Raw genomic sequence first — 22644 nt, forward strand, 5'->3', positions numbered from 1 at the left:
ACCCGACCGCCTGTCACGTGACCGGCGCCGTCCCGTCCATGCCGAGGCGTCTGCGGGCCTCGCGGACGGTCACGGCCAGCCGTTCGGTCTCCAGGACCAGCCGCTCCCGGCCCGCCTCGGACAGCGCGAAGACCCGCCGCACCCGGCTGTCCACGATCTCCTCGCGCTCCACCTCGATCAACCCGTCCGCCAGCATCCGGTCCAGCGCTCCGTAGAGGGCGCCGGTGCGCGGCACCACCCGGCCGTCCGTGATGGCCTTGACCTCCTGCGCGATGGCGTAGCCGTGGCGCGGGGCGTTGGCCAGGGCCGTCAGGACCAGCAGGCCCAGCTCCTGCATGACACGCTCACTCATGCGAACAGGGTAGGAGGCCGGAGCACGGCGGCCGTCCCGGCCTCGGTCCCGGGGTTCAGTCCCGGCCTCGATCACGGGTTCAGCTCCGGTCTCCGTCCCGGGTGTCAGTCCCGGGTGTCAGTCCCGGCCGCGGGCGTGGCGGAAGCGGGCGAGGCCGTCGGCGAGGCTGACGATCGGTTCCGGGTACGGGCAGGCCGCGCGCTCGGGGCCGGTCAGCTTCCACGGCTCGTGGACCGCGCGGGCCGGGACCTCGGCCAGTTCGGGGACCCAGCGCCGGACGTACCGGCCGTCCGGGTCGTACTTCTTGCCCTGCAGGACGGGGTTCAGGACGCGGTTCGGGCGGGTGTCGGTGCCGGTACCGGCCACCCACTGCCAGTTCAGCTGGTTGTTGGCGAGGTCTCCGTCGACGAGCAGGTCCAGGAAGTGGCGGGCGCCGATCCGCCAGTCCAGGTAGAGGGTTTTGGTGAGGAAGGAGGCGGTGAGGAGCCGGCCCCGGTTGTGCATCCAGCCCTCGTGGCCGAGTTGGCGCATGGCCGCGTCGACCGCCGGGTAGCCGGTGCGTCCCTCCTGCCAGGCGAGCAGGTCGGCGTCCGCCTGCTTGCCGGTGCGCCACTGGTCCTGCCGGGGGCGGTAGTCCTGCCAGGAGGTGTGGGGGCGGGCGCTGAGCAGCTGGTGGTTGAAGTCCCGCCAGCACAGCTGTCGTACGAAGCCCTCGGCGCCCTCCCCGCCGCGGGAACGGGCCCGGTGCACGGCCTCGTTCGCGGAGAGGGAGCCGAAGTGCAGGTGCGGGGAGAGGCGGGAGGTGACGTCGCCGCCGAGGTCGTCGTGGCCCTCCGTATAGGAGTCGGCGTGCCGCGACAGCCAGGCGGTGAGCCGCTTGCGGGCCTCGGACTCGCCGCCCGCGGCCAGGCCCTCCGAGACCCCCTCGACCTCCGCGCGGGAGGGGACCGGCTCCGAACGCGGACCGGCCGGGACCCGTACCGTGCGCGGGGCCCCGGCCGGGGAGCGGAGCGGGGTGTCGGCCCAGCGGCGGTGGTAGGGGGTGAACACGGCGAAGTGGTCGGAGCCCTGCGGGGTGACCTCGCCGGCGGGGACGGCGGTGATCACGCCCTCGTGGACGTAGAGGCGGCGGCCGTCCGCTTCCAGGGCGCGGCGCAGGCGTTCCTCGCGGGCCTGGGCGAAGGCGCTGTAGCCGGCGGCCATGTGGACCTCGTCGGCTTCGACCTCGCGGGCGAGGGCGGCGGTCTCGGCGACGGTGTCGCCGTGTCGGACGACGAGCCGGCCGCCGCGGTCGCGGAGGGCCGCGTCCAGGTCGGTGAGGCAGTCGGCGAGGAAGGCGAGGCGGTTCGGGGCGGCGAATCCGGTACGGTCCACGGCCGGGTCCCGGACGAAGAGGGGGACCACTTCCCGGGTGGCCTCCAGCGCGGCCCGCAGCGGCGGGTGATCATGGACGCGCAGGTCCGAGCTGTACAGGACGACCGAGACGTTCATGGCTCCCACTCCTGGTGGTCGGTGCCCGGGAAACCCGCTGGTGCCCGCTGCACTGCCTGCGTGCGGCACGCCGTCACAGTGCACTTTCACACGTGACAGTGCACTGTGACCTCACGCCGCGCACCGACACTCGACGACCGACCACACCGGCCGACCACACCGCCGAATCCGGCGACACGACCGAGCCCGCCACGACCGACGAGAAGGCCACAGCCGACGTACCGCCCTCCCTTCCGCCCCCGCCCCCTCCCCGGATGCACCACGGAGCGAGCCGGGCGGCCCGGAGCCGGGAGCCCCCCAGGAACGGGAGCACGCGCGGCCGGACGACGCCCGGACCACAGCAGGTCAGCCTGCCGCGATGGGGCCCTCCGTCGCGGCACGTTCGTAGAGCCGGTGGTGCCACTCGTTGGCCCCCGGGCCCGGCTTGGCGGTCAGTACGGGGGCGGGCCCGGTCTCGATGAGGTGCAGGAGCGTCCAGGCGACCCCGTAGCAGTCGTCGGGGCCGAAGCAGTCGACCAGGGCGGCCGCTTCCTCTCCCGTCACCGGCTTCGAGATCGCTTCGAGCTGGGGGACCCGCCGGTCCAGCTCATCGTCCTCGGCCTCCCAGTCGGGGAGGGGGCCATCGGCGACGAAGGTCAGAACTTCTGCTCTCATACCTGGATCATGAGCCCCCTTCCGGCTCCCGGACAAACCTTCCCGACGGCGGTCCGGGCCGCACGCCGCAACGAGCGCCGGCTGCCCCTGCCAAGCCCCGGCGAATGGCTCACGTTCACGAAACGACCAGGTCGGATCCGCGGTCGGCGGTTTTTGGGGGAAGCTGGGCGGCACGTGGGGGAGGGCGGACGAGGTGGCGGGAGCGGGCGGGACGGCGGCCGGAGGGCGGGACAGCGGGGAGAGGGGGCAGAACGGGGACTGCCGGGACAGGCCGGAAGGCGGCGGCGCATCCGGTACCCGGGGCGCGCGGGAGTTCGTCGCCGGTGTCCGCGTCGGTGAGCGCCGGAGCGGGACCGTCGCGGAGGTCTCGCGCCAGGGCCTCGCCGTGGTCCTGGACGGCTTCCCGACCCACCCCCTGGGCTTCGTCGGAACGCTGGACCTGACCTGGCTCCCCCGCGCGACCGCGTCGGACGTGCGCGTCGGCGACCGGATCACCGCCGAGGTCACCTCGGTGGATCAGGGGCGGGGCCGGGTGTGGTTGTCCAAGGCGGCCACGGACAGCCCCGAGCTCTGGGCCTTCCTGAGCTCACTCAGGCCGGGGGTGCCGCTGTCGGGTCGGATCGCGTCGATCGAGCGGTTCGGGGTGTTCGTGGCGCTGGACGAGGGCCCGGAGCACCCGCTCTTCCCCGGCGTCGGGTTCATCACCTACCCGGAACTGGCCTGGTCCCCCTTCGACGCGGCCACGGATGTCGTCCGGGTCGACGAACGCGTGACCTGCGAGTTCCTGCAGTTCGACACGACCAACGGGGAGGCCCGACTGTCCCTGCGGGCCACACGGCCCGACCCCTTCCAGGCGTTCGCGGACAGCGCCCGGCCGGGACGGGTCCTGCGCGGGCGGGTCACGAAACTGGCCCCGTTCGGAGCCTTCGTCCGCGTCGCGGACGGCGTGGAGGGGCTGCTCCCCCACCGGGACCCGACAGGCACCCCGACCACCCCCGCCGTGGGCGACGAGCTCACCGTGGTCATCGCCGCACTCGACCGGGAACACCGCCGCCTCCATCTCGGCGAGGTGCCCCGGCCGTGAGCTCGTTCCCACCGGCCGTGCCCCTGAACGACGGCGGCCACGGCCACGAGTACGGTCCGCGCATGGACGCCGTACGCCGCCCGACGCCCGAAGAGGTCGCGGAGATCGAGGAGCGCTTCGTCGCGCTGATCGAGGGACGGCTCTCCCGGGACGAGGCCGACCGCTGGGCCGCCCGGCGGACGGCCGCCGAGGGGCTCGACTGGGACGACACCTCCTGGTGGGCGCTGAACCCGCTCCACGGCGTCGACCTGCCCGCGGGCCCCGACGGCCGCTACCTCCACGACGAAGAACAACTCCGCACCTGGCTCACCGAACTGAGACACCGCCGCCGGACGGGGTGACCCGCGCGAGCGGGTGAGCGACCACCCCGGCAGGGCGATCGACGCCCCGTCGACCGATCCCGAGCTGGCCACGTCATGGTCCACGCCCCAGGGAAGCGACCGCTCCGGTTCCGCGTACGACATCCTCCGGCCCCCGAGCCCGGCGATGTCCGGAATGCAAATGGTCGAACACGCCGCCCGGACCTGTCCGCACCCTCGTGTCGGGCGCGGCCGAAGAGCGGTCCCGTACCGGTTCCCACTGAGGCGAATCCGGGCCTTCCACCCCTCCCCGGCAGGCACCTCGGGCATATTCCGGCATACCCCTAGCGGCCGGCACACCCTCTCCACCAGCTCTTTTCAGCCATGCTGCGCACACCTCTGCCGAGAGGTCTAGACCATTGCTAAGGTGAGCCGCATCCACGGACGTAGCCCTTCTCTCCCCTGAACGGAGTGCCCCGCCGTGACCACCCTCCCTTCCCCTGCCCTGCGGCCGCAGTTCGCTTACGGCGCCATCGCCGAGAGCCTGCGGACCGACATCCGCGCCGGGCGCCTCGTCCCCGGCGGGACCCTGCCCGCGGAACGCACCCTCGCGGCGCGGTTCGGCGTCAACCGGCAGACCGTACGCGCCGCCCTGGACCTCTTGCGGCGCGAACGGCTGATCGCCACCGGCAAGCGCGGCAGCATCGTGACGATGCCCGCGCACCCTCCCACGTGGGCCTCACCGGCAGGCGGTGTCCCGACCCCGGGGCCGGCCGTCCCGTCGACCTCCGGCCCGCCGGCCCCGTCCCGCGCCACCACCGCCCGCACTTCCGCGGCGGCGGCGACCTCGACGGTGACCGCGACGGGAGCGGTCGGGACGGCGGCGCCCCCGCCGCCCGCCGCACACCTGCCGGCACCGGGCGCGGTCCGGTTCCCCGGTGGCCCCTTCACGGCCGGAGCCCAACGCACCGCCGCCTGGCTCTCCCTGGCCAGCGTGCCGCCGTCCCTGGCGGCCGAACTGGGCCTGGCCCCGGGGGAACGCACCCTGATCCACCACCACCGGGCCACCGACGCCTCCGGACGCACCCTCCAGGCGGCGACCACCTACTTCACCCCCACGGCCGTCGCCGCCGTCGGGGAGCTAGGCCGGTACGCCCGCGCCCTGCGGCCCCACCAGCCCGACCTGTCCCTGCTGTACGAGTGGATGCGCCGCGAGGGGCTGCACCCGGGGGTCCGGGAGACGCTCACCCTCTCCCGACCCGACCGCCCCAGCCCGGCCGCAAGCCGCTCGTGGACCGGCACGGCCACGCGCGCAGACACGGGTACGGCCATGAGTACCGGGACCGATGTCACCCGGGGCGTTCAGCAGGACGGCCCCTTCGCGGCGACGGGCACCGGCACCGGCACCGGCAGCGATGCTCCCGCCGCCGAACCGGCCCCGACGGTCGAGGTCCGGCGCCACACCCACGACCAGTACGGCCGACTGCTGGAGATCACCCACTTCACGCCGACGGCCCCGTTCACCCGCCTCACCCTGCCCTTGGACAGCACCCGGGCCCCCGAGACCGTCTGACCCGCCCCGGGCCGGACGCCGACCCCGGCCCCGCGGCTCAGTCGCGCCGCGCCCCGTTCGCCCGCTCCGGAGCCAGGACCGCCCAGATCTGGGTGTCGTAGCGCTGCCCGCCGAAGAGCCAGGACTCGCGCTCCGTACCCTCCAGGGTCATGCCGAGCCGACGGGCCACGGCGGCGCTGCGCTCGTTGTCGGCGCGGCAGTGCCAGGTGGCGCGGTGCAGCCCGCGCTCGTCGAACGCCCAGTCCAACAAGGCCTCACAGGCGGCCGTGACCAGGCCGTGCCCCTCACCGTCCGGCTCCAGCCAGCAGCCCAGCTCGCAGGAGCCGGACGCGGCGTCGAAGGACGTGAACATCACCCCGCCCACCAGCGTGCCCGCGCGCCAGATGCCGTACAGCCGAGCGCCGTCCGCGGCCTGCCGCTCGGCGTAGCGGGTCAGCGTCCCCCGGGCCCCGTCCGACCCCTCGGTCACGAACGAGGCGCCCACCCACGGTCGGATGGTCTCGCGCGCGCGGTCCATGTGCGCGGCGAACTCCTCCGCGTGATGGGGCTCCAGCGGGCGCAGGCGGGCATCGTCCCGCAGGGTCAGGGAGAACATGACGGACACACCTTCGGATCGGACGGCACGGAACCCGCGCGCGGTCCGCCGGTACGCCCGGCCGGCCCCGCCGAACCGCTTCGGACCGCTTCGGACCGCGCCCGGGCGGCGGCGCAGGATTCACACAACACTTGTTATGACTATGTACCGTAGCACCCGTGCCACGTACCAAGGGAGATCACGAGAGCCGACGCCGCGAGGTGTCCGAAGCCGTCTGGCGCGTGCTGGCCGCGCGTGGGTTCGGCGGGCTGACGCTGCGCGCCGTCGCGGCGGAGCTCGGCGCCACCACCGGCCTGCTCACCCACTACTTCCCCGCCAAGCGGGACCTGGTCGCGTACGCGCTCGACCTCCTGGAGGAGCGCACGGCGGTCGGCCGCCGCGCTCCCGGCACTCCCGGGCTGGAGGCCGTGCGCTCGGCCCTGCTGGGCATCCTGCCGCTGACCGCCGAGGCCGCCGCCGTGAACCGGATCTGGGTCTCCTCCTGGGACACCGCCCTCGCCGACCCGGACCTCACCGAGGACTACGGGCGCAAGTACGGCCGCGGGCGGGAGCGGTTGACGGCTCTGGTCGCCGGGGCGCAGGAGCGGGGCGAGCTGCCCGCCGGCGATCCGGAACGGATCGCCTCGGGAGCGCAGGCGTTCGCGCTGGGGCTGGTGGTACAGGCGTTGTTCGACCCGACGACCTACCCGCCCGCGCGCCAGACCGCACTGCTGGACGACTACCTGGCGACCCTGACGGGGCGAGAGGCGGAGCCCCGGGGCGACTCCGGCAGCCACTGACCGCCCCGCCCGGGCCGATCGACCCGCCTGCCCGCCTGTCCGGCTGGCCGGACGGACGGCCACCCTGCGCCGAACCGCACCGCACCCACCCCACCGCCCTCGGAGCATTCCGTCCGCACCCTATTTACGGATACAGTGTCGCCATTAAAAGCGCCCGAGCGGAGGACCCCTCCATGCCCGACCCCCGAAGCCACCCCCACCCCCTCCCTCACACACCCGCACCCACGCATGCCACCGGCCCCGGCCCCGGCCCCGGCCCCGGTACCAACACCGACGCCCACGTGCTGGTCGTCGGCGCCGGTCCCGTCGGCCTGACGCTCGCGCTCGACCTGGCCCGGCGCGGACTGACCGTACGGGTGCTGGAGCGGTCCGCCGGCACCTTCGAGGGCTCCCGCGCCAAGGGCCTCCAGCCGCGCACCCTGGAGGTGCTGGACGACCTCGGCCTCGCGGCGGAGGCCCGCGCCGCCGGCGGACCGTATCCGCGGATGGGCGTGCACCTGGGCCCCTTCACCGCCTCCTGGCGGCTCCAACGGCCCGCGGCCGTCGCGCTCGGCTCGCCGTACCCGGACCTCCTCCTGCTCCCCCAGTACGCCCTGACCGCGCTGCTGCACCGGGCGGTGGTGGACGGGCCCGCGGGGCGGAAGGTGCGGGTCGAGTTCGGGATCACCGTCGAGGACGTGGACCAGGACGCGGAGACCGCCTCCGTGCGCCTCTCCGACGGCCGGACGCTGCGGGGCCGGTACGTGGTCGGCGCGGACGGCGGCGGCAGCACCGTGCGCCGGGCCGCCGGCATCCCCTTCCCCGGCCACACCGACGACGCGGACCGCATGATCCTCGCCGATGCCGTGGTGGACGGCCTGACCCGCGACCGTTGGCACGTCTGGCCACGGCCCGGGGGACGCGTCACCGGCGCCTGCCCGCTCCCCGGCGGCGACCGCTTCCAACTCATGTTCAAGCTCGCCCCGGACGAGCCCGCCGGCCCGGCCGAGCTCACCGAGGAGGCGCTACGGGACCGACTGCGCCACCGCACCGGGAACGGCTCCCTCACCCTCCGCGCACTCGGCTGGACCTCGGTGTTCCGACCGAACGTCCGCCTCGCCGACCGCTACCGCCGCGGCCGCGTCCTGCTCTGCGGGGACGCGGCGCACGTCTACACCCCGGCCGGGGCCCAAGGACTCAACACCGGTGTCCAGGACGCGTACAACCTCGGCTGGAAGCTCCGACAGGTGCTCGCCGGAGCCCCGGACGCCCTGCTCGACAGCTACGAGGGGGAACGGCGTCCGATCGCGGCGCGCGTGCTGGGGCGCTCCACCGAGCTCTACGAAGGGATGCGGCGGGGCCGGCCCGGCGCCCTGACCCGGGGCCGGGAGGAGCACCAACTGCACCTCTCGTACGCCGGCGGCCCCCTCGCCCCGCCCCCGCCGCCCGGCACGGACCGCGCCCGGCACCGCACGAACACCCTGCGCCCCGGGGACCGGGCACCGGACGCCGCACTCCCCTACGGACTCCAGGAGGCCGAACTCTGCCCGGACGGACTCACCCAGGGCGTGCTCCCCGGCCGCGACCGCCTCTTCGACCTGACCAGGGGACCGCACTTCACCGCCCTGGCCTTCGGCCCCCGGGCCCGCGCTGCCCTGGACCGGCTCCCCTGGCCCACCCACGGCGCACCACTGCACCGCCACGCCCTCCTCACCCCGACGCCGACGAACGGCGGAAAGGCTCCTGCACCCCCGCGCGCCACGCGACGCCTGCGCGCGGAGCGGGAAGAGCGTCTGATGTGGCATTACGGCATCACGTGTGACACCTTGCTCATCCTCCGCCCCGACGGCCACCTCGCCCACATAGACACCGCCCCGGGAGCGCCCCCGACCACCACGCCTGCCACGGTCGGCTCCGCGGCCACCACCGCCACCGCGCTTCCCGAGGCTCTCCGCGCGATGACGCCGCCCCTCTGAGCGCACCTCCACCCGGCCCTCACCGCCCCCTCCCCCGCCCCGGTACGGTGGCGGACGAGCACGCGTCCGGAGGCAGCCGACCCCGGACGCCGGACGACCCGAGGACGGACACCCTCCATGACCCCCGACGCCCCCGGAACCCCTCCGGACGGCCCGATCGACGACACGAGAACCGGCGACGCGACAACCGGGAACACGAGGACCGGCGACGCGGCCGGGGGCACGACGGACGATCCGGTCGCGGGCAGCCCGGCCTGGTGGGCGGCTCGGGCCGCGCGCGCGGCCCGGGCCGGCGGAAGCCACGACCTCGGCTCGGCGTCCGCCACGACCCGACGGGGCCGCGGTCGGCCGGCCCTGGACACCGACCTGATCGTCGCGACCGCCCTCCGGCTCGTGGACGCGCACGGCACCCACGCCTTCTCCCTGCGGATGCTCGCCGAAGCCCTCGGCTCCGGCACGGCCACGCTGTACCGGCACTTCGCCGCCAAGGACGAGATCCTCGCCCTCGTCGTCGACCGCGTCCTCGGCGAAGCCGACCCCGCCGCCGCCCGCAGCAGCAGCAGCAGCAGCCAACCCAGCACCGACACCGGCACACCTTCTTGGCAGGAGGCACTGCGCGGGACGGGCCTCGGGCTGTACGCCGTCCTGCGCGCGCACCCCCACGTCGTGGGGCCCCTCATGGCCCAGGTACCGGTCGGACCCAACGGGCTCGCCCAGCGCGAGCGGGTCCTCCACGCCCTGGTGGCCGGCGGACTGGAGGCAGGACTCGCCGCCCGCGCCTTCACGGCCGTCGCGCACTACGCCATCGGCTTCGTGGCCCAGCAGCACGGCCCGGCGGCCGCGCCCGGTAACGGGCCCGAACTCGCCGCCTTCTACCGTCGCCTGGACCCGGCCGGTCATCCCACCCTCATCGCGGCGGCCGAGGCCCTGACCTCCGTACCGCCCGAGGAGGAGTTCCGCTTCGGACTGGACCTCCTGGTGAGGGGACTGGAAGGAGTCGCCGGAGCGGCCCCGGCGTCCACCGCACCGTAGACGCAGACGCAGACGCAGACGTGAACGTCAGCGCCGGTGTCGTCGAGTCCTGCTCGCCGGTCCGGCGGCTCAGTAGTGGTGGCCGGGCCAGTGCGGATCCTCCCACCGGGCCGGCCCGGTGACGCCCATCAGCCGCACCCGGTGCAGCAGCTCCCGGTGCTCCGCGCCCTCCCGGCCGGCAGAACGGAGCCGGCCCGGGGCGTGGCGGACGAGCCAGGCGACCAGTTCGGTGCGCAGGGCGTCCTCGTCCTCCCAGGTGTCCCAGGTGTCCCAGGGCAGTTCGTCGCCGAGCAGGTCGTACTCCCAGTGCGCGACCGAGCGGGTGAGGTGTCGGTCGGCGTGGGGGTGACGGAGGGATTCCCAGGCGACGAGCCAGGGGCCCAGCCTGCCGGTGGCCTCCGCGCAGACGGGGAGGACCGCGTGGGCGGGGAGGACGGGTTCCGGGTCGGTGAGGGTACGGGCCCACCAGGCGTGCAGGAACTCGGAGACCGCCGCGCTCTGCGGGGCGGGCCAGCGCTCCCAGCGGCCGCGGGCGAAGGACCGTCCCACCTCGCCCATGCCGGAGGAGACCGTCACCTGTCCGGCGACGAGCGCCCGGGCGAACTGGGGGAGGATCCGGCGCAGCACGGCGCCGTGGTCGGTCCAGTCGACCGTGGTCCAGGTGCGGTGCAGGAGAGCCGGTGCCAGCTCGCGGTCGGGGAGCTTGAGGAGGGCCAGGTCCTCCTCGCTGCCCCAGTGGCAGGTGCACTGCGCCTCGTCCTGGCGGGCCGTCATCCCGGCGAAGACGGCGGACAGGTGGTCCAGGGCCCGGTCGAGACGGGCGCGGGCGCGGGCCGTCGCGACGTCGGGCGTCTCGCGGCCTTCGGGAACTCCGGCAGGAATCATCGGTCGGCACAACCTCGGGGTACTCCGGACGACTTTCCGCCGACCGAAGATCACACGATAACTTCTCCTGCCGCACGGTGACATGTCACCCCAGTGGGTCACATGTCACTGTGCGCGATCACACGTCACCGTGCACCGCACGGCCCCAGAGCCCCGAACCCCCGAACCCCAGGGCCCTCGATGCCCCTACGGCGTCACGACTTGATCATGCCGGGCCGGTAGTTGGACGGCAGCGTGTAGACGAACTCGCGGGGGTCGTCGTGCGCGGGCTCCAGCTTCTCGTGGGCGCTGTGGTAGCCGAGGGCGTACAGCTTCCGGCTCGGGTCCCAGGTGTTGTAGCAGTAGATGGAGTTCCGCTTCTTCTGCATGTGGGCCGACGGGATGTTCAGGACGTACGAGGCGCCCCGGTGCCGGTCCCCGTACGGGCGGTCGTAGGCGTAGATGTGGTGGAAGCGGGCGTCGGTGATGACCCCGTCGTTCAGGAGGCGGTAGGCGGCGTCGCTGCACGCCTTGTGCGTGGCGGTGACGTCCAGCCAGCCCGCCGAGAACTTGTGCGAGGAACCGGGGTACTTCTTGGCGAGGGCCTTCACCTTCGAGGTCACCTGGTCGACGAACCCGCCGTACGTGGACTCGTTGTGCGCGCTGTCCTTCAGGTCGAAGTTGATGACCTTGTCCACGCCGATGGCCTTGGCCGAGGCCATGAACTCGGCGGTGCGGCACTCCACGATCTTGGTGGCGCCGTCCGTGGGCCACTTGAGGTCGTGCCAGTGGTCCGGGGCGGGGCAGCGGTTCCCGAGTTCCGCGCAGGCGCCGACGTTCATGCGCCGGGCCAGGGCGTCGTTCTCGCCCCGGCTGACGAGGACCAGGTACACCGGGCGACCGGCGGCCTTGTGCTCCAGGATCGAGCCGACCATGCCGATGGCCTCGTCGTCCTGGTGGGGGGAGTAGAAGATGGCGGGCGCGGCGGCCGCGGCGGCCCGGGAACCGCCCAGCGTGCTCTGCGCGGCGACGGCGGCCGCGGTGAACGCTCCGGCGGCCAGCACGCTGCGCCGCGAAAGGGCGGCGGCGATGCGGTTCTCGGGAGTGGTGTGGTCGGTACTGCTCACGTGGGTTCCCCTCGACATGGTCGGTGCGCTGCCTGCCACGCGGTGACGGGCACCCGGTCCAGGTGCCCGTCACCCCTTGCCCGTACGGGGGGTCGGGCAGGCAGCGGAGCGGGCCCCCGGGATCCGGCCCGCCCGGGATGAACCGGTCGGCTTCCTGCCCGGACTCCCCCGTCCGGAAGGCCCCTCCGCCGGGACGAGTGGACCACCCGTCGAGCTGTCCGTTCCAGGCGGTTTCACCGGCAGAAGTACCGAGCGTCATACTTCTGCCGGTAGCGGCCCCGCTTCGCCGCACCACGCCGACGGGGGAGACAGCGCCATGACCGCGGACAGCACGGATCCGGTGGTGGAGGGGATCGGGGAGCCCGACGTACCCGGGCATCGGGGGCGGCGGACACCGCCCACCGCCGGCCCGCCGGGACCCGACTCGGGAGACTCCGAAACCGAGGCCGAGGCCGGGGCCGGGGCCGGAGCCGTCCGCGCCGGCACAGGCACCAACACAGAGCCGGACGGCACCGGCACCGGCACCGGCACCGCAGCCGGCCACTTCGGCAGCCTCCTCCGAGAGCTGCGCACCCGTGCCGAGCTCACCCAGGAGGAGCTGTCGCACCGCTCGGGCGTGAGCGTCCGGGCGCTCACGGACATGGAGCGGTCCCGTACCCGCGGCCCGCAGCGCCGGACCGTACGCGCCCTGGCCGACGCCCTCCGCCTGGACGCGGCGGACTCGGCAGCCCTCGAAGCGGCGGCCCGCCCCGGCCGCACCCGCCCCCGAGCCACCCTCACTCCCCCACCCCCGCCCTCACCCCCGTCCCCGTCCCCGACCCCGACCCCATTCCCGGTCAGCTCCGCCCCGGAGCCCACTCCCCCGCCGGAAGGCACTTCACCGCCCCCGCCCGTCGCCTCCTCCCTCCCTCCCCTCCCCTCCCACCGGCCCCTCCCGCCCCTCAATCCCCTCGCCCTCCCCCGCGACCTCGGGGACTTCACCGCCCGCCGTCCCGCGCTCGACGCGCTGCGCGCGCTCGCCGAAGGCATCGATCCGGCGCGACCGCCGGTCAGCGTGGTGACGGGACAGCCCGGGCTCGGCAAGACCGCCTTCGCCGTGCACGCCGCGCACGAGCTCGCCCCGTACTTCCCCGACGGCCGGTACGTCCTCGACCTGCGCGGCATGGACCCCGAGCCGGTGGCGCCCCGGGAGGCCCTGGCCAGGCTCCTGCGCGCCCTCGGTCCGACCGGAACGCAACTGCCGCCCGAAACGGAGGAACGGGCCGGGCTGCTGCGCTCGGTGCTGGCGGAGCGGCGGGTCCTGCTGCTGCTCGACAACGCCGCGGACGAGGAGCAGGTACGGCCGCTGCTGCCGGGCACGGGGCGCTCCCTCACCCTGGTCACCAGCCGGCAGGCGTTGGCCGGGCTGCCCGCCGTGCACCGGACGGAGCTGCCGCCGCTGCGCCGGGAGGAAGCGGTGGAACTGCTGGTGCGGATCCTGGGGCCGGAGCGGGTCGCGGCCGAGGCGCAGGCGGCCCGGGATCTGGCCGAGCTGTGCGGGTACCTGCCGCTCGCGGTCCGGATCGCCGGTCAGCGGCTGGCGGCGCGCCCCGGCGAGCGGCTGGGGAAGCTCGCGGCCCGGTTGGCGGCCGAGGAGGAGCGTCTCGACGGGCTACGGGCGGGCGGGCTGGAGGTGCGGGCGGCGTTCGCCCTGTCGTACGGGCGTCTGGAGCCGGAGGTGCGGCGGGTGTTCCGGCGGGCCGCGCTGGCCTCGGGGCCGGGGTTCGGTCCGGAGACGGTGGGGCTGCTGGCCGGGGTGTCCACCGGGGCGGCCCGCGCGGCGGCCGAGGAGTTGGCGGACGCCGGGCTGTTCCAGCCCGAGCCGGCCGCGGAGCGGTACCGGTTCCACGACCTGTTGCGGCTGTTCGCCGGGGAGCGGTCGCGTGCGGAGGACACGGAGGCGGAGCGGTCGGCGGCCCTGGACCGGACGGCCGCGTGGCTGCTGGGCCGGGCCACCGCGGCCGCGCTCCGCTTCGACGCCGCCCGGCACGCGGAGGGGACGGACACCGATCCCGATCCGGCGACGGCGCCCGCGGACCGGCCCGCGGCGCGGGTCTGGCTGGAGTCGGAGCGCGACCAGTGGCTGGCCGCTCTGCGCCGGGCCGCGGCGACGGGCAGGCACCGGCAGGTCGTCGACGCGGCGCAGGCCATGCACTGGTTCTCGGACCTGGCCCAGCACTGGGAGGAGTGGGCGGAGGTGTTCCGGCTGTCGGTCGGGGCGGCCCGCGCGCTGGGCAGCCGCCGGGAGGAGGCCGTCCACCTGAACTACCTGGCCTGGGCGCACAGCATGTGCCTGTACGACTATCCGGGGGCGGTCGCCGTGGCCGACGAGGCGCTGGCGGTGGCGCGCGAGCTGGGTGACGGCCTCCAGACCGGATGGGCGCTGGGCTACGGGGCGGGGGCGCTGCACCGGTTGGGGCGTACGGAGGAGTCGGTGGCGCGGTTCCGGGAGGCGGCGGCGCGGTTCGGTGCGGAGCCTTCGGCGGAGGCCAGGCTGGCCGAGCTGACCGTCCTCATCGCGATGGGGCAGAACCTGCGCCTGTACGGCCGGGCGGAGGAGGCCCTGGCGACGCACCGGCGGGTGGCGGCGGTCTGTCGGGCGGGGATCCCGGGGCAGCAGCCCGATATCGCGGGCATGTACCTGGCGAGTGCCCGGCACCAGATCGGGAACGACCTGGCCGCGCTGGGTCGTACGGAGGAGGCGGAGACGGTGCTGCGGCTGTCGGTGGAGTACTTCGAGGAGGCGCGGATGCCCGCCTGGTGCGAACCGGCCCGTCTGGACCTCGGGCTCGTCCTGCGCGCGCTGGGCCGGGAGGCGGAGGCACTGGAGGCCCTGTCCACCGCCCACGCCTCGCTCACGGCCCTCAACAGCCCGCGCCGCACGGAGGCCGCGGCCGCCCTGGGGGTACGGGGCCGGGCATGAGGGGCCGGGCGTGAGGGGGCGCCGGGCCGGCGGGGCGGCATGATGTCCTCGTGACGAACAGCCCAGACCCGCACCCCACCCGGATTCCGGGCTACGAGGGCGGCCCCCTCACGCACCGGCCCGAGCTGCTGGAGGAGCCGCTGTTCTGGCTGGGGCACCTCGCCTCGTGCGTCCACGGCGAGGAGGACGCGGAGCTGCTGTTCGGCGCGGACTACGACGCGGCCGACGAGTTCCAAGGGGAGCTGTGGGAGAAGGCCGAGTGGCCCGCCTTCACCCTTCCCCTGCCGGCCGGTCACCGCCTCCACGTCGTCTACCGCACCTTCGAGGACGACGCCGGCGTCGACTACCTCCTGCACCATCCCGACTGGGACCGCGCCGAGCTCCTGGCCTGCGACGACGGACACTTCAGAGGTCCGGCCCTGTCCTGGTCCGAGCTCGTCGGGGCCGCCGACGGCGCCCTCCCCGGCGGCAGCACCACCGACGCCCACGCCCGCCTGCTGCTCCTCCTCCCCGCCTTCGGCGACGACGAGGTGCCCGAGGACGCCCCGGACCGCCTGGCGGAAGCCCTGCGCGCCCTGACCGGGGTGGAGGACCCGCAGGCGCTGGCCGTCGTCCTCCTGGAAGGCCAGGGAGCCCCCGGCCCGGTCCACTGGACGACGACCCCGCAGGGCCCCAAGGTCAACAACGGCGACCACTCCCCCCGCAACCCCACCCATCCCGCCGCCCTCTCCCCCACATCCCAATCCCGGGTGACGACCGCCCTGACCCCCGAACCCTGACCCGCTCCCGCCGGAGGCAGTGTCCGTGTCCTCGCCCTCGGCACGGGCAGGGGCACGGGCAGGGGCACGGGCACGGGTGGAACGCGGGTGCGGGGCGGAATTCGGGTGCGGGTGGGGTGGGGGGCGTGTCAGGATCCGCGCGGTGAAGCGTGAAGAGATCTCGTACCTCGCCCATGTCCGCCACCCGATCGCCGCGCCCCTCTCGGACGGATCCGTCCGGGAACTGTTGGAGCGGGCCCTCCCCATCACCGCCACCTCGCCGGACGTCGGTCCGGACGGCGCCCGGACCCCGGGCAGCCCGCGCGTGCTCGACCTGGCGTGCGGTCGGGCCGAGTGGCTGCTGCGGGCGCTGAGCCTGCGCCCGGACGTGCGGGCCGAGGGCGTGGACACGGCGGAACCCGGGCTGGGGTACGCCCGCGAGGCCGCGGAGCGGCTCGGGGTCGGGGACCGGCTGCTGCTGCACCGGCAGGACGCGGCGCTGTTCACCGGCCCGCACCTCTTCGACCTGGTGCTGTGCGTGGGATCCGGTCACGCCTTCGGCGGGCTGCTCCCCGCCCTCGCCGCCGCCCGCCGCCACCTCGCGCCGGGCGGTCTGGTCCTGATCGGCGAGGGCTACTGGGAGCGGGAGCCCTCCCCCGCGGCCACCGACCTCCTCGGCGAGCTCCACGACCTGGCGGCCACGACCGAGCAGGTCGTCTCGGACGGCTGGGCCCCGGTGGCGGCCCACACCAGCAGCCGCGCCGAGCTCGACGCCTACGAATGGTCCTGGACCGGTTCCCTCGCCGACTGGGCCCTCGACCACCCCGAACACCCCGATGCTCCCGCGCTCCTGGACACGGCGGCCGAGCACCGCCGCGACTGGCTGGGCACGTACCGCGAGTCCTTCGGCTTCGTGACCTACCTGCTGCGCGCGCTGCCCCGACGGGACTGACCCGCCCGGGCACGACGACCGGGCCCGACGCCCGCGCCCGCTTCGCCCGGCCCGACGCCCCCGCCACTTCCCCACCGTTTCCGATCGGAGGGCCGGGGTAGCCGCGCAGCAACGACCCGATGGCCCTTGCCCGAAGGAGGCAACTCACATGGGTGGCATAGGTGGTTGCATCGCACTGATCGTGGTGGGGGCGATCCTCACCTTCGCGAGCGACTGGAAGATGGAGAGCGTGAACCTGGACGCGGTCGGCCTCATCATGATGGCCGCGGGCCTCATCGGCCTCGGCGTCTACGCGAGCGTGCTCCGCCGTCGTCGCGCGGCCGCCCTGCCGGTCGTCGACGAAACCCGACACGGCCGGATCTGATCACCCGGCACCGCCGGATTCGATCCCGCCCCGGGCCGGGCGACGATGCCCGCGCCCGTGCTCGTCCCCGCCGCGACACCGGGCGGGTAGCGCGACTTCCCCCCAGGAAGCGGAGCATGCCGGGGCCGCCCTCGCGGCACCCGGCATGCCCGTATGCCCTTATCCCGTATGCCCGTATGCCCGTATCCCGGACGCCCGCGTCCCGGATGCCCCTGTCCCCGCGCCCCGTAGGCCCTTCTGCCGGTGCGCCCGCGCTCAAGGACGAGCGGCGAAGGGCACAGGCCCGGGGAACGAACGAGAACGACGAGGAACCCGAGGAACGAGGAACCCGGACGAGCCCCGAGGCCCCGGGCAACCCACCAGAGGAACCGCGAGGAAACCCACTCCATGATCAACAGTCTGCTGCGCCTGCTCATCGTCTTCGGCGGCGCGACCCTGCTCACACTGGCCCTCGGGCGGCTCACCGAGCTGCTCCTGAACCGGGCGTCGTCCCGGCATCCGGAAACGCCCCTGTGGGGGCTGCTGCACCGCTGTCGTCCCTCCCTCCAGGTCCTGTTCCTGGCGATCCTGTTGCGCGCCACGTACCGGCAGCTGACCTGGCCGGAGTTCCGTGACCACGCCACGGCCGTCTCGGTGGTCGGGCGGGGCCTGACGCTGCTGGTGATCGGGGCGAGCGCCTGGTGCGTGATCCGGGTGTCGAGAGCCGTGGTCGAGTCCTCGTACGCCCGCTACGCCAACGGCGGTCGGGGCGGGCGGCGCGATCCCTCCCGGCTCCGACGCCTGCGGACGCAGGTCACGCTGATCATGCGGATCGTGACGGCGGTCGTCATCGTGATCGCCGCGGCGGCGATGCTGCTGACCTTCCCGGCCCTGCGGACCGTCGGCACCTCTCTGCTGGCCTCGGCGGGCATCATCGGCATCGTCGCGGGTGTGGCGGCGCAGTCCACCCTCGGCAACCTGTTCGCGGGGTTCCAGATCGCCTTCGGTGACCTGGTGAGGATCGGCGACACCGTGGTGGTGGACGGGGAGTGGGGCACCGTCGAGGAGGTCACCCTGACCTTCCTCACGGTCCGGACCTGGGACGAACGCCGCATCACCATGCCCGTCTCCTACTTCACGGGCCGCCCGTTCGAGAACTGGTCCCGCGGCGGGATCCAGATGACCGGCACCGTCTTCCTCCACTGCCACCACACCGTCCCCGTCGAGGCGATGCGTGCCCGGCTCAAGCAGATCCTGGACGACTGCCCGGCCTGGGACCGGCGGGCCTGGGACCTCGCCGTCACCGACACCACGCCGAGCACCGTGGTCGTACGGGCCATCGTCACGGCCAAGGACCCGGACGACCTGTGGACCCTGCGCTGCGCGGTCCGCGAGCGACTGGTCACGTGGCTGGCCGAACAGCACCCCGACGCGCTGCCCCGCATCACGGCTGCCGTCGTCCCGTCGGCGTCGGCGGGCGAGGAGGACTGAGCCGAGCGCCCTCCGTTAGATATGGGGCCCCGCCCCGAGGGGCGGGGCCCCGGACCACGGGCCCACTCCTCCGGGCCCACGGGGCTCGCCCCGGCCCCCGGGAACGGGAGAAGGGGCGGGGAGAGGAACAGCCCCTCAGGGCCACGCCTCTTCCCCACCCCGCCCCTCCCGGGGCCCCTGTCAGGGCCCGTCTCAGGCGGTGACCCGGTGCGGGACCAACACCGCCCGCCGCTCCTCCTCGGTCAGCCCGCCCCACACCCCGTACGGCTCCTGGACCCGGAGCGCGTGCCGCAGGCACTGGGCGCGGACGGGGCAGGCGGCGCAGACCTTCTTGGCCGCGTGGTCGCGGGCGCTGCGGTCCTCGCCGCGTTCGCCTTCGGGGTGGAAGAACCGGCCCGGTCCCACCTCCCGGCAGGCCGCCCGCAGTTGCCACTGCCACTCGTGTTCCGCCCGGCCGGGAAGCCTCGACAGGTCGGCCATGGGGGTACCCCTCCTCGTACTCGCTCTCCGCCGCGCGTCCACCGGGCCGTGCGGGTCGGCGGTGTGCGGGCCGTGCGTGAGGCATGGCGCGGACGGGGCTCGGGCGGTGCGTGGACCGCCGTGCCCCTACATTCCGCACTTCCGCACTCCCACACGCCCCGCGTCCCCCGCGTCTCCGCGAGTCCGCGTCTCCACGTGTGCGCCGGCGCGGCCGCCGCGAGGGGCGGTCCGCCGGAGGTGGCGCGCGTCCGTTCCGTCGTCCGGGTTCATCCGGTGACACGGGCGCGCCTGCTCAGGATCCGGGGACCGAAACCCGGTACGGCGGAGGAAACGGAACAACACGGAGGCGGCGAGCACTCGTTGGGCTGTCCGCCGCCCGAGGATCCGCCCGACGGCGAAAGATCCAGGCGACAGCGGAGGACCCGCTACGCGCCCGAGGGACCGGGAGTAACGGAGGGGCCGGACGTACCCGAGGGGCCGGAAGCGCCCGAGGGAGCGGCCGGCTCTCCGGTGGTCATGTCGAACCCCGGCAGGGTCGGGACCTCGGGGAGCGGCATGGGGGTCGCGAGGTAGGCGAGGAGCCCGGCGATCTCTCGGTCCGCTTCCGCCGGGTGCCGGAAGCGGGCACCGGGGGCGATCTCGTAGCGGTTGCGGCGGCCGTCGCGGACGCGCGTCAGGTACCCGCCCGCCTGGAGGTCCGTCACGATCGTCTGCACGGTGCGTTCCGTGAGATCGCAGAGCGTGGCCAGATCGCGCAGCCGGACGCCCGGGTCGCGCGCGATGGCGACCAGGACCCGTGCGTGATTGGTCAGGAAAGTCCAGTTCGTACGGCGGGTACCCGCGTGCTCAGTCTCCACGGATCCATTCTGGCCGGAGAACCGCGAAAGACAAATCCAGAATCGAATTTCCGGTATTACTTGACGTGTGTCACTCGGACGGGCATGGTTCTCACCATGCGGAGCCGCGTTTCCGCACCCACCAGCTTTCGAACAACGCGCCGCAAGCATCCGTGCCCAAGGAGCGAAGACGATGACTTCGACCGCCCTGACCGACCTGCCGACCGATCGTGCCCAGCCCACCGCGCTGGTCCGACCGCGTCCGGCAGCCGACCAGGACCCGTCCCTGCCCGCGTACCCGTACCCGAGCGAGCCGACGCGTCCGGCGTCCCTCTCGGACCCCCTCGGGTTCCCCGGCGTGCCCGCACCCCGGAGCATGGCCCGGCGACTGGGCCTGCCGGAGGTCGCCTGCCCCCGCGAGCTGTCCGCCCGCGAGGCCCGTGAGATCAGCCAGGTCTTCTTCGACCGGCTCCACGCGCTGGAAGAGGGCACCCGCGAGTACCAGTACGTACGCAACGCCCTGATCGAGATGAACATCTCGCTGGTCCACTACGCGGTGCGCCCCTTCCGCGCCCGCCCCGGGGGCCCCGAGAAGGAGGACCTGATCCAGGTCGGCACGGTCGGCCTGATCAAGGCCATCGACCGGTACGACCCGGACCGCAACACCCGCTTCACCACGCTCGCCCTCCCCTACATCACGGGCGAGATCAAGCGGCACTTCCGTGACACCTCCTGGGCGGTCCGCGTCCCGCGACGCCTCCAGGAACTGCGCACCGACCTCGCCAAGGCCACCGAGGAGCTGTCCTCCCTCCTCGACCACGCCCCCAGCCCCGCCGAGCTGGCCGCCCACCTGGGCATCGAGGAGGAAGAGGTCCGCGAGGGCCTGGTCGCCGCGAACGGCTACACGGCCCGCTCCCTGGACACCCCGCCGGACGCCGGGGCCTCCGGTCCCGCCGCCTCGGCGGTCTCGGCGGCCTCGCCCACCCTCGCGGACGTCATGGGCGCCGAGGACCCGGCCATGGAGACGGTGGAGGACCTCCAGACCCTGGCCCCGCTGCTGGCCGGACTGGACGAGCGGCGCACCCGCATCCTCCAGCTCCGCTTCGGCGAGGAGATGACCCAGGCGCAGATCGGCCGCGAGGTCGGCCTGTCGCAGATGCAGGTCTCCCGAATCCTCTCGGGCACCCTGGAAGAGCTGCGCGAGCGCTACTTCGCCACGGACTGAGGCCCCGCCGGCGCACGCTTCGGCACCACGTGCCGGCCGTCGACTCACCACCGGTGCCCGACTGCCGATGACCGCCCCGCTCCCCCGCCCGGCCCTCAAGGGCCTGCGGTCGGGGGCGGGGGCGGGGGCAGTTCCAGCGTGGCCACCGCACCCCGGGCCCTCCCGGGGCATTGCCCTCCCTCCGCTCCCTCGGCTCCCTGCGGCCCTCCGACCTCCTCCGGCGACCGCGACGCATCCCGTCCCCGCGACCCGTCCGGTTCCGCCTCGCCGAAGGTCAGACGGGCGCCGATCACCCGGGCCTGGCCCAGCGCGATCGTGAGCCCCAGGCCGTGTCCGTGTCCCCGCTCGGCCGCTCCCGTACGGAACCGCTGCGGCCCCGCCGCCAACAGCTCCGCCGGATAACCCGGCCCGTGGTCACGGACCCGGATCCGGGCACCGGTACCGCCACCAGCACCAGCACCAGCACCAGCAGCGGTGTCGGCGCCGGCGGGCTTCCCCGCGCCCCCGGCTTCCTCCTCCACCGTGACCTCCACCGGCGGACGACCATGCCGCTGGGCGTTGACCAGCAGGTTCGTGAGGATCCGGTCCAGGCGCCGCGGATCGGTATCGGCCACGGGGCGCCCGACGACGGTGACCCGCACGCCCTCCACCCCGGCCCGGCGCACGCAGTCCTCGACCAGGTCTCCCAAGGGCACCGGTCGGGTCTCGCTGCGCTCGGCGCCCGCGTCCAGCCGGGAGATCTCCAGCAGGTCGTCCACCAGTCCGCGCAGCACCCGCACCCGGTCCCGCACCAGATCCGTGGCCTCACTCTCGGGCAGCACGGAGGCCGCGCTCACCAGTGCCGTCAGCGGCGTGCGCAGCTCATGGGCCACATCGGCGGTGAAGCGCTGCTCACTGCGGAGCCGGTCCCGGAGCGCGTCGGCCATGTGATCCACGGCCGCGGAGATCTCGCTGATCTCGTCATGGCCGCGGCCGCCCGTACGGGCCTCCAGATCGCCGCCCCGGATCGCCCGGGCCGTACCCGCGACCCGGCGCAGGCGGCGCAGCACCAGTTCGGCGCCCAGCAGGGTGAGCGGTACGACCACGGCGAGCGTGGCCAGGGCCGCGTACCGCATGTGCCGGTCCAGGGCCTGTCGGGCGAAGAAGTCTCCGAGCATGGAGTTCCGGACCGCGACGGGTGTGCCGTCCACCCGCGCCGCAGCCCACATGAACGGCCCCTGCGCCGGACGCCGGGTGTCGTACCAGGTCACGGGCCCGTCACCGGATCCGAGGAGCTCCAGCAACTCCTCGGGGAGCTCCTGGCCGGTCAGGTACGCAGGCTCCCGGGACGGGGGCTCAGAGGACGGGGGCTGGAGGGACGGGGACTCCCGGGTCGGGGACTCCCGAATCGGGGACTGCGGCCGCATCGCCGGCTCCTCGCCCCGGAACTCCCGCTCCGCAGCGGCCAGTTCCTCCAGGGCCGCGGCTCTTCCGACGCCCATCGAGCGGTCCTCGGTCGTCCGGTGCACGAGCAGGCCCATCCCGAGGGCCATCGCGCAGGCCGCCGCCGCGACCCCCGCCGCGATCTTCCACCGCAGGGACCGGGGATCGACCAGTCGCAGCCACGCCCGCCCGGCGGCAGGCGCACCGGACGCGCGCCCGTCATCCCCAGGAGTGCCGAACTCGCCTCCGCGCTCGCCCGCGCCCTCACCCATTCCTTCGCCCTTGTCCTTGCCCTTGTCCTTGCCCTTGCCCTTGTCCTTGCCCTTGCCCTTGCCGGTGCCTTTGCCTTTTCCCTCGCCCTCGCCCGCCA

Annotated in this window: 21 protein-coding genes; 12 read left to right on the top strand and 9 right to left on the bottom strand. The window is 74.4% G+C overall.

The features are described 5' to 3' along the window. Positions 1-13: 13 nt before the first annotated feature. From ABTZ17_RS00325 to ABTZ17_RS00335, 3 genes are all read right to left on the bottom strand, one after another. Positions 14-352 carry a PadR family transcriptional regulator gene (locus tag ABTZ17_RS00325; protein WP_352193239.1) on the bottom strand — a complete coding sequence of 113 codons (339 nt, stop codon included), beginning with the start codon at positions 350-352 and terminating at the stop codon, positions 14-16. Positions 353-469: 117 nt separating this feature from the next. Continuing rightward, positions 470-1843: a cryptochrome/photolyase family protein gene (locus tag ABTZ17_RS00330; RefSeq protein ID WP_352193240.1), complete on the bottom strand. Its 1374-nt coding sequence runs from the start codon at positions 1841-1843 to the stop codon at positions 470-472. A 345-nt stretch (positions 1844-2188) separates the two neighbouring features. Then, positions 2189-2497 carry a hypothetical protein gene (locus tag ABTZ17_RS00335; RefSeq protein ID WP_352193241.1) on the bottom strand — a complete coding sequence of 103 codons (309 nt, stop codon included), beginning with the start codon at positions 2495-2497 and terminating at the stop codon, positions 2189-2191. 193 nt (positions 2498-2690) lie between these two features. Here ABTZ17_RS00335 and ABTZ17_RS00340 point away from each other — a divergent pair, with 193 nt between their 5' ends. From ABTZ17_RS00340 to ABTZ17_RS00350, 3 genes are all read left to right on the top strand, one after another. Next, on the top strand, positions 2691-3581 hold the full coding sequence (locus ABTZ17_RS00340; protein WP_352193242.1) for a S1 RNA-binding domain-containing protein: 891 nt from the start codon (positions 2691-2693) through the stop codon (positions 3579-3581). After that, the gene (locus ABTZ17_RS00345; RefSeq protein WP_352193243.1) at positions 3578-3922 is read left to right on the top strand and encodes a YxzC family protein; all 345 of its coding nucleotides are present in this window, start codon (positions 3578-3580) and stop codon (positions 3920-3922) included. The genes ABTZ17_RS00340 and ABTZ17_RS00345 overlap by 4 nt, the downstream gene beginning before the upstream one ends. A gap of 439 nt (positions 3923-4361) precedes the next feature. Then, complete coding sequence (locus tag ABTZ17_RS00350) at positions 4362-5453, top strand: winged helix-turn-helix domain-containing protein (RefSeq protein WP_352193244.1); 1092 nt, start codon at positions 4362-4364, stop codon at positions 5451-5453. 37 nt (positions 5454-5490) lie between these two features. Here ABTZ17_RS00350 and ABTZ17_RS00355 read toward each other — a convergent pair whose 3' ends face one another. After that, on the bottom strand, positions 5491-6048 hold the full coding sequence (locus ABTZ17_RS00355; RefSeq protein ID WP_352193245.1) for a GNAT family N-acetyltransferase: 558 nt from the start codon (positions 6046-6048) through the stop codon (positions 5491-5493). Between the two features lie 158 nt (positions 6049-6206). On the opposite strand from ABTZ17_RS00355, the gene ABTZ17_RS00360 reads away from it, so the two are divergent. The 3 genes from ABTZ17_RS00360 to ABTZ17_RS00370 all read left to right on the top strand — a co-directional run bounded on the left by ABTZ17_RS00360 (position 6207) and on the right by ABTZ17_RS00370 (position 9814). Further along, positions 6207-6827 (top strand): TetR/AcrR family transcriptional regulator, encoded by a 621-nt coding sequence (locus tag ABTZ17_RS00360; protein WP_352193246.1) that lies wholly within the window; start codon positions 6207-6209, stop codon positions 6825-6827. Positions 6828-7000: 173 nt separating this feature from the next. Next, positions 7001-8782 carry an FAD-dependent oxidoreductase gene (locus tag ABTZ17_RS00365; protein ID WP_352193247.1) on the top strand — a complete coding sequence of 594 codons (1782 nt, stop codon included), beginning with the start codon at positions 7001-7003 and terminating at the stop codon, positions 8780-8782. Between the two features lie 117 nt (positions 8783-8899). Then, positions 8900-9814, top strand: a complete 915-nt coding sequence (locus tag ABTZ17_RS00370; RefSeq protein WP_352193248.1) for a TetR/AcrR family transcriptional regulator — start codon at positions 8900-8902, stop codon at positions 9812-9814. Positions 9815-9883: 69 nt separating this feature from the next. Here the strand turns inward: ABTZ17_RS00370 and ABTZ17_RS00375 are convergent, their stop codons facing one another. Together ABTZ17_RS00375 and ABTZ17_RS00380 are read right to left on the bottom strand one after the other, a co-directional pair. Beyond that, positions 9884-10699 carry a hypothetical protein gene (locus tag ABTZ17_RS00375; RefSeq protein WP_352193249.1) on the bottom strand — a complete coding sequence of 272 codons (816 nt, stop codon included), beginning with the start codon at positions 10697-10699 and terminating at the stop codon, positions 9884-9886. Positions 10700-10893: 194 nt separating this feature from the next. After that, positions 10894-11805 (bottom strand): PIG-L deacetylase family protein, encoded by a 912-nt coding sequence (locus ABTZ17_RS00380; protein WP_352193250.1) that lies wholly within the window; start codon positions 11803-11805, stop codon positions 10894-10896. Positions 11806-12121: 316 nt separating this feature from the next. On the opposite strand from ABTZ17_RS00380, the gene ABTZ17_RS00385 reads away from it, so the two are divergent. The 5 genes from ABTZ17_RS00385 to ABTZ17_RS00405 all read left to right on the top strand — a co-directional run bounded on the left by ABTZ17_RS00385 (position 12122) and on the right by ABTZ17_RS00405 (position 18311). Then, positions 12122-14767, top strand: a complete 2646-nt coding sequence (locus ABTZ17_RS00385; RefSeq protein WP_352193251.1) for an ATP-binding protein — start codon at positions 12122-12124, stop codon at positions 14765-14767. Positions 14768-14817: 50 nt separating this feature from the next. Next, a complete protein-coding gene (locus tag ABTZ17_RS00390; protein ID WP_352193252.1) occupies positions 14818-15546 on the top strand; it encodes a hypothetical protein in 729 nt (242 codons plus the stop codon). 142 nt (positions 15547-15688) lie between these two features. After that, positions 15689-16477, top strand: a complete 789-nt coding sequence (locus ABTZ17_RS00395; RefSeq protein WP_352193253.1) for an SAM-dependent methyltransferase — start codon at positions 15689-15691, stop codon at positions 16475-16477. Positions 16478-16625: 148 nt separating this feature from the next. Further along, positions 16626-16841: a hypothetical protein gene (locus ABTZ17_RS00400; protein ID WP_352193254.1), complete on the top strand. Its 216-nt coding sequence runs from the start codon at positions 16626-16628 to the stop codon at positions 16839-16841. A 390-nt stretch (positions 16842-17231) separates the two neighbouring features. Beyond that, entirely contained in the window at positions 17232-18311 is a 1080-nt protein-coding gene (locus ABTZ17_RS00405; protein WP_352193310.1) for a mechanosensitive ion channel family protein, read from the top strand. Between the two features lie 192 nt (positions 18312-18503). On the opposite strand, the gene ABTZ17_RS00410 is transcribed toward ABTZ17_RS00405, so the two are convergent. Together ABTZ17_RS00410 and ABTZ17_RS00415 are read right to left on the bottom strand one after the other, a co-directional pair. Continuing rightward, complete coding sequence (locus ABTZ17_RS00410; protein WP_352193255.1) at positions 18504-18791, bottom strand: WhiB family transcriptional regulator; 288 nt, start codon at positions 18789-18791, stop codon at positions 18504-18506. Between the two features lie 425 nt (positions 18792-19216). Beyond that, the gene (locus ABTZ17_RS00415) at positions 19217-19648 is read right to left on the bottom strand and encodes a helix-turn-helix transcriptional regulator (RefSeq protein WP_352193256.1); all 432 of its coding nucleotides are present in this window, start codon (positions 19646-19648) and stop codon (positions 19217-19219) included. Between the two features lie 355 nt (positions 19649-20003). On the opposite strand from ABTZ17_RS00415, the gene ABTZ17_RS00420 reads away from it, so the two are divergent. After that, positions 20004-20852 (top strand): SigB/SigF/SigG family RNA polymerase sigma factor, encoded by an 849-nt coding sequence (locus ABTZ17_RS00420; RefSeq protein ID WP_352193311.1) that lies wholly within the window; start codon positions 20004-20006, stop codon positions 20850-20852. A 95-nt stretch (positions 20853-20947) separates the two neighbouring features. On the opposite strand, the gene ABTZ17_RS00425 is transcribed toward ABTZ17_RS00420, so the two are convergent. Beyond that, the gene (locus ABTZ17_RS00425; RefSeq protein ID WP_352193312.1) at positions 20948-22384 is read right to left on the bottom strand and encodes a sensor histidine kinase; all 1437 of its coding nucleotides are present in this window, start codon (positions 22382-22384) and stop codon (positions 20948-20950) included. Positions 22385-22644: the final 260 nt, after the last annotated feature.

This window comes from Streptomyces sp. NPDC097619 (assembly GCF_040302735.1).
Lineage (GTDB): Bacteria > Actinomycetota > Actinomycetes > Streptomycetales > Streptomycetaceae > Streptomyces.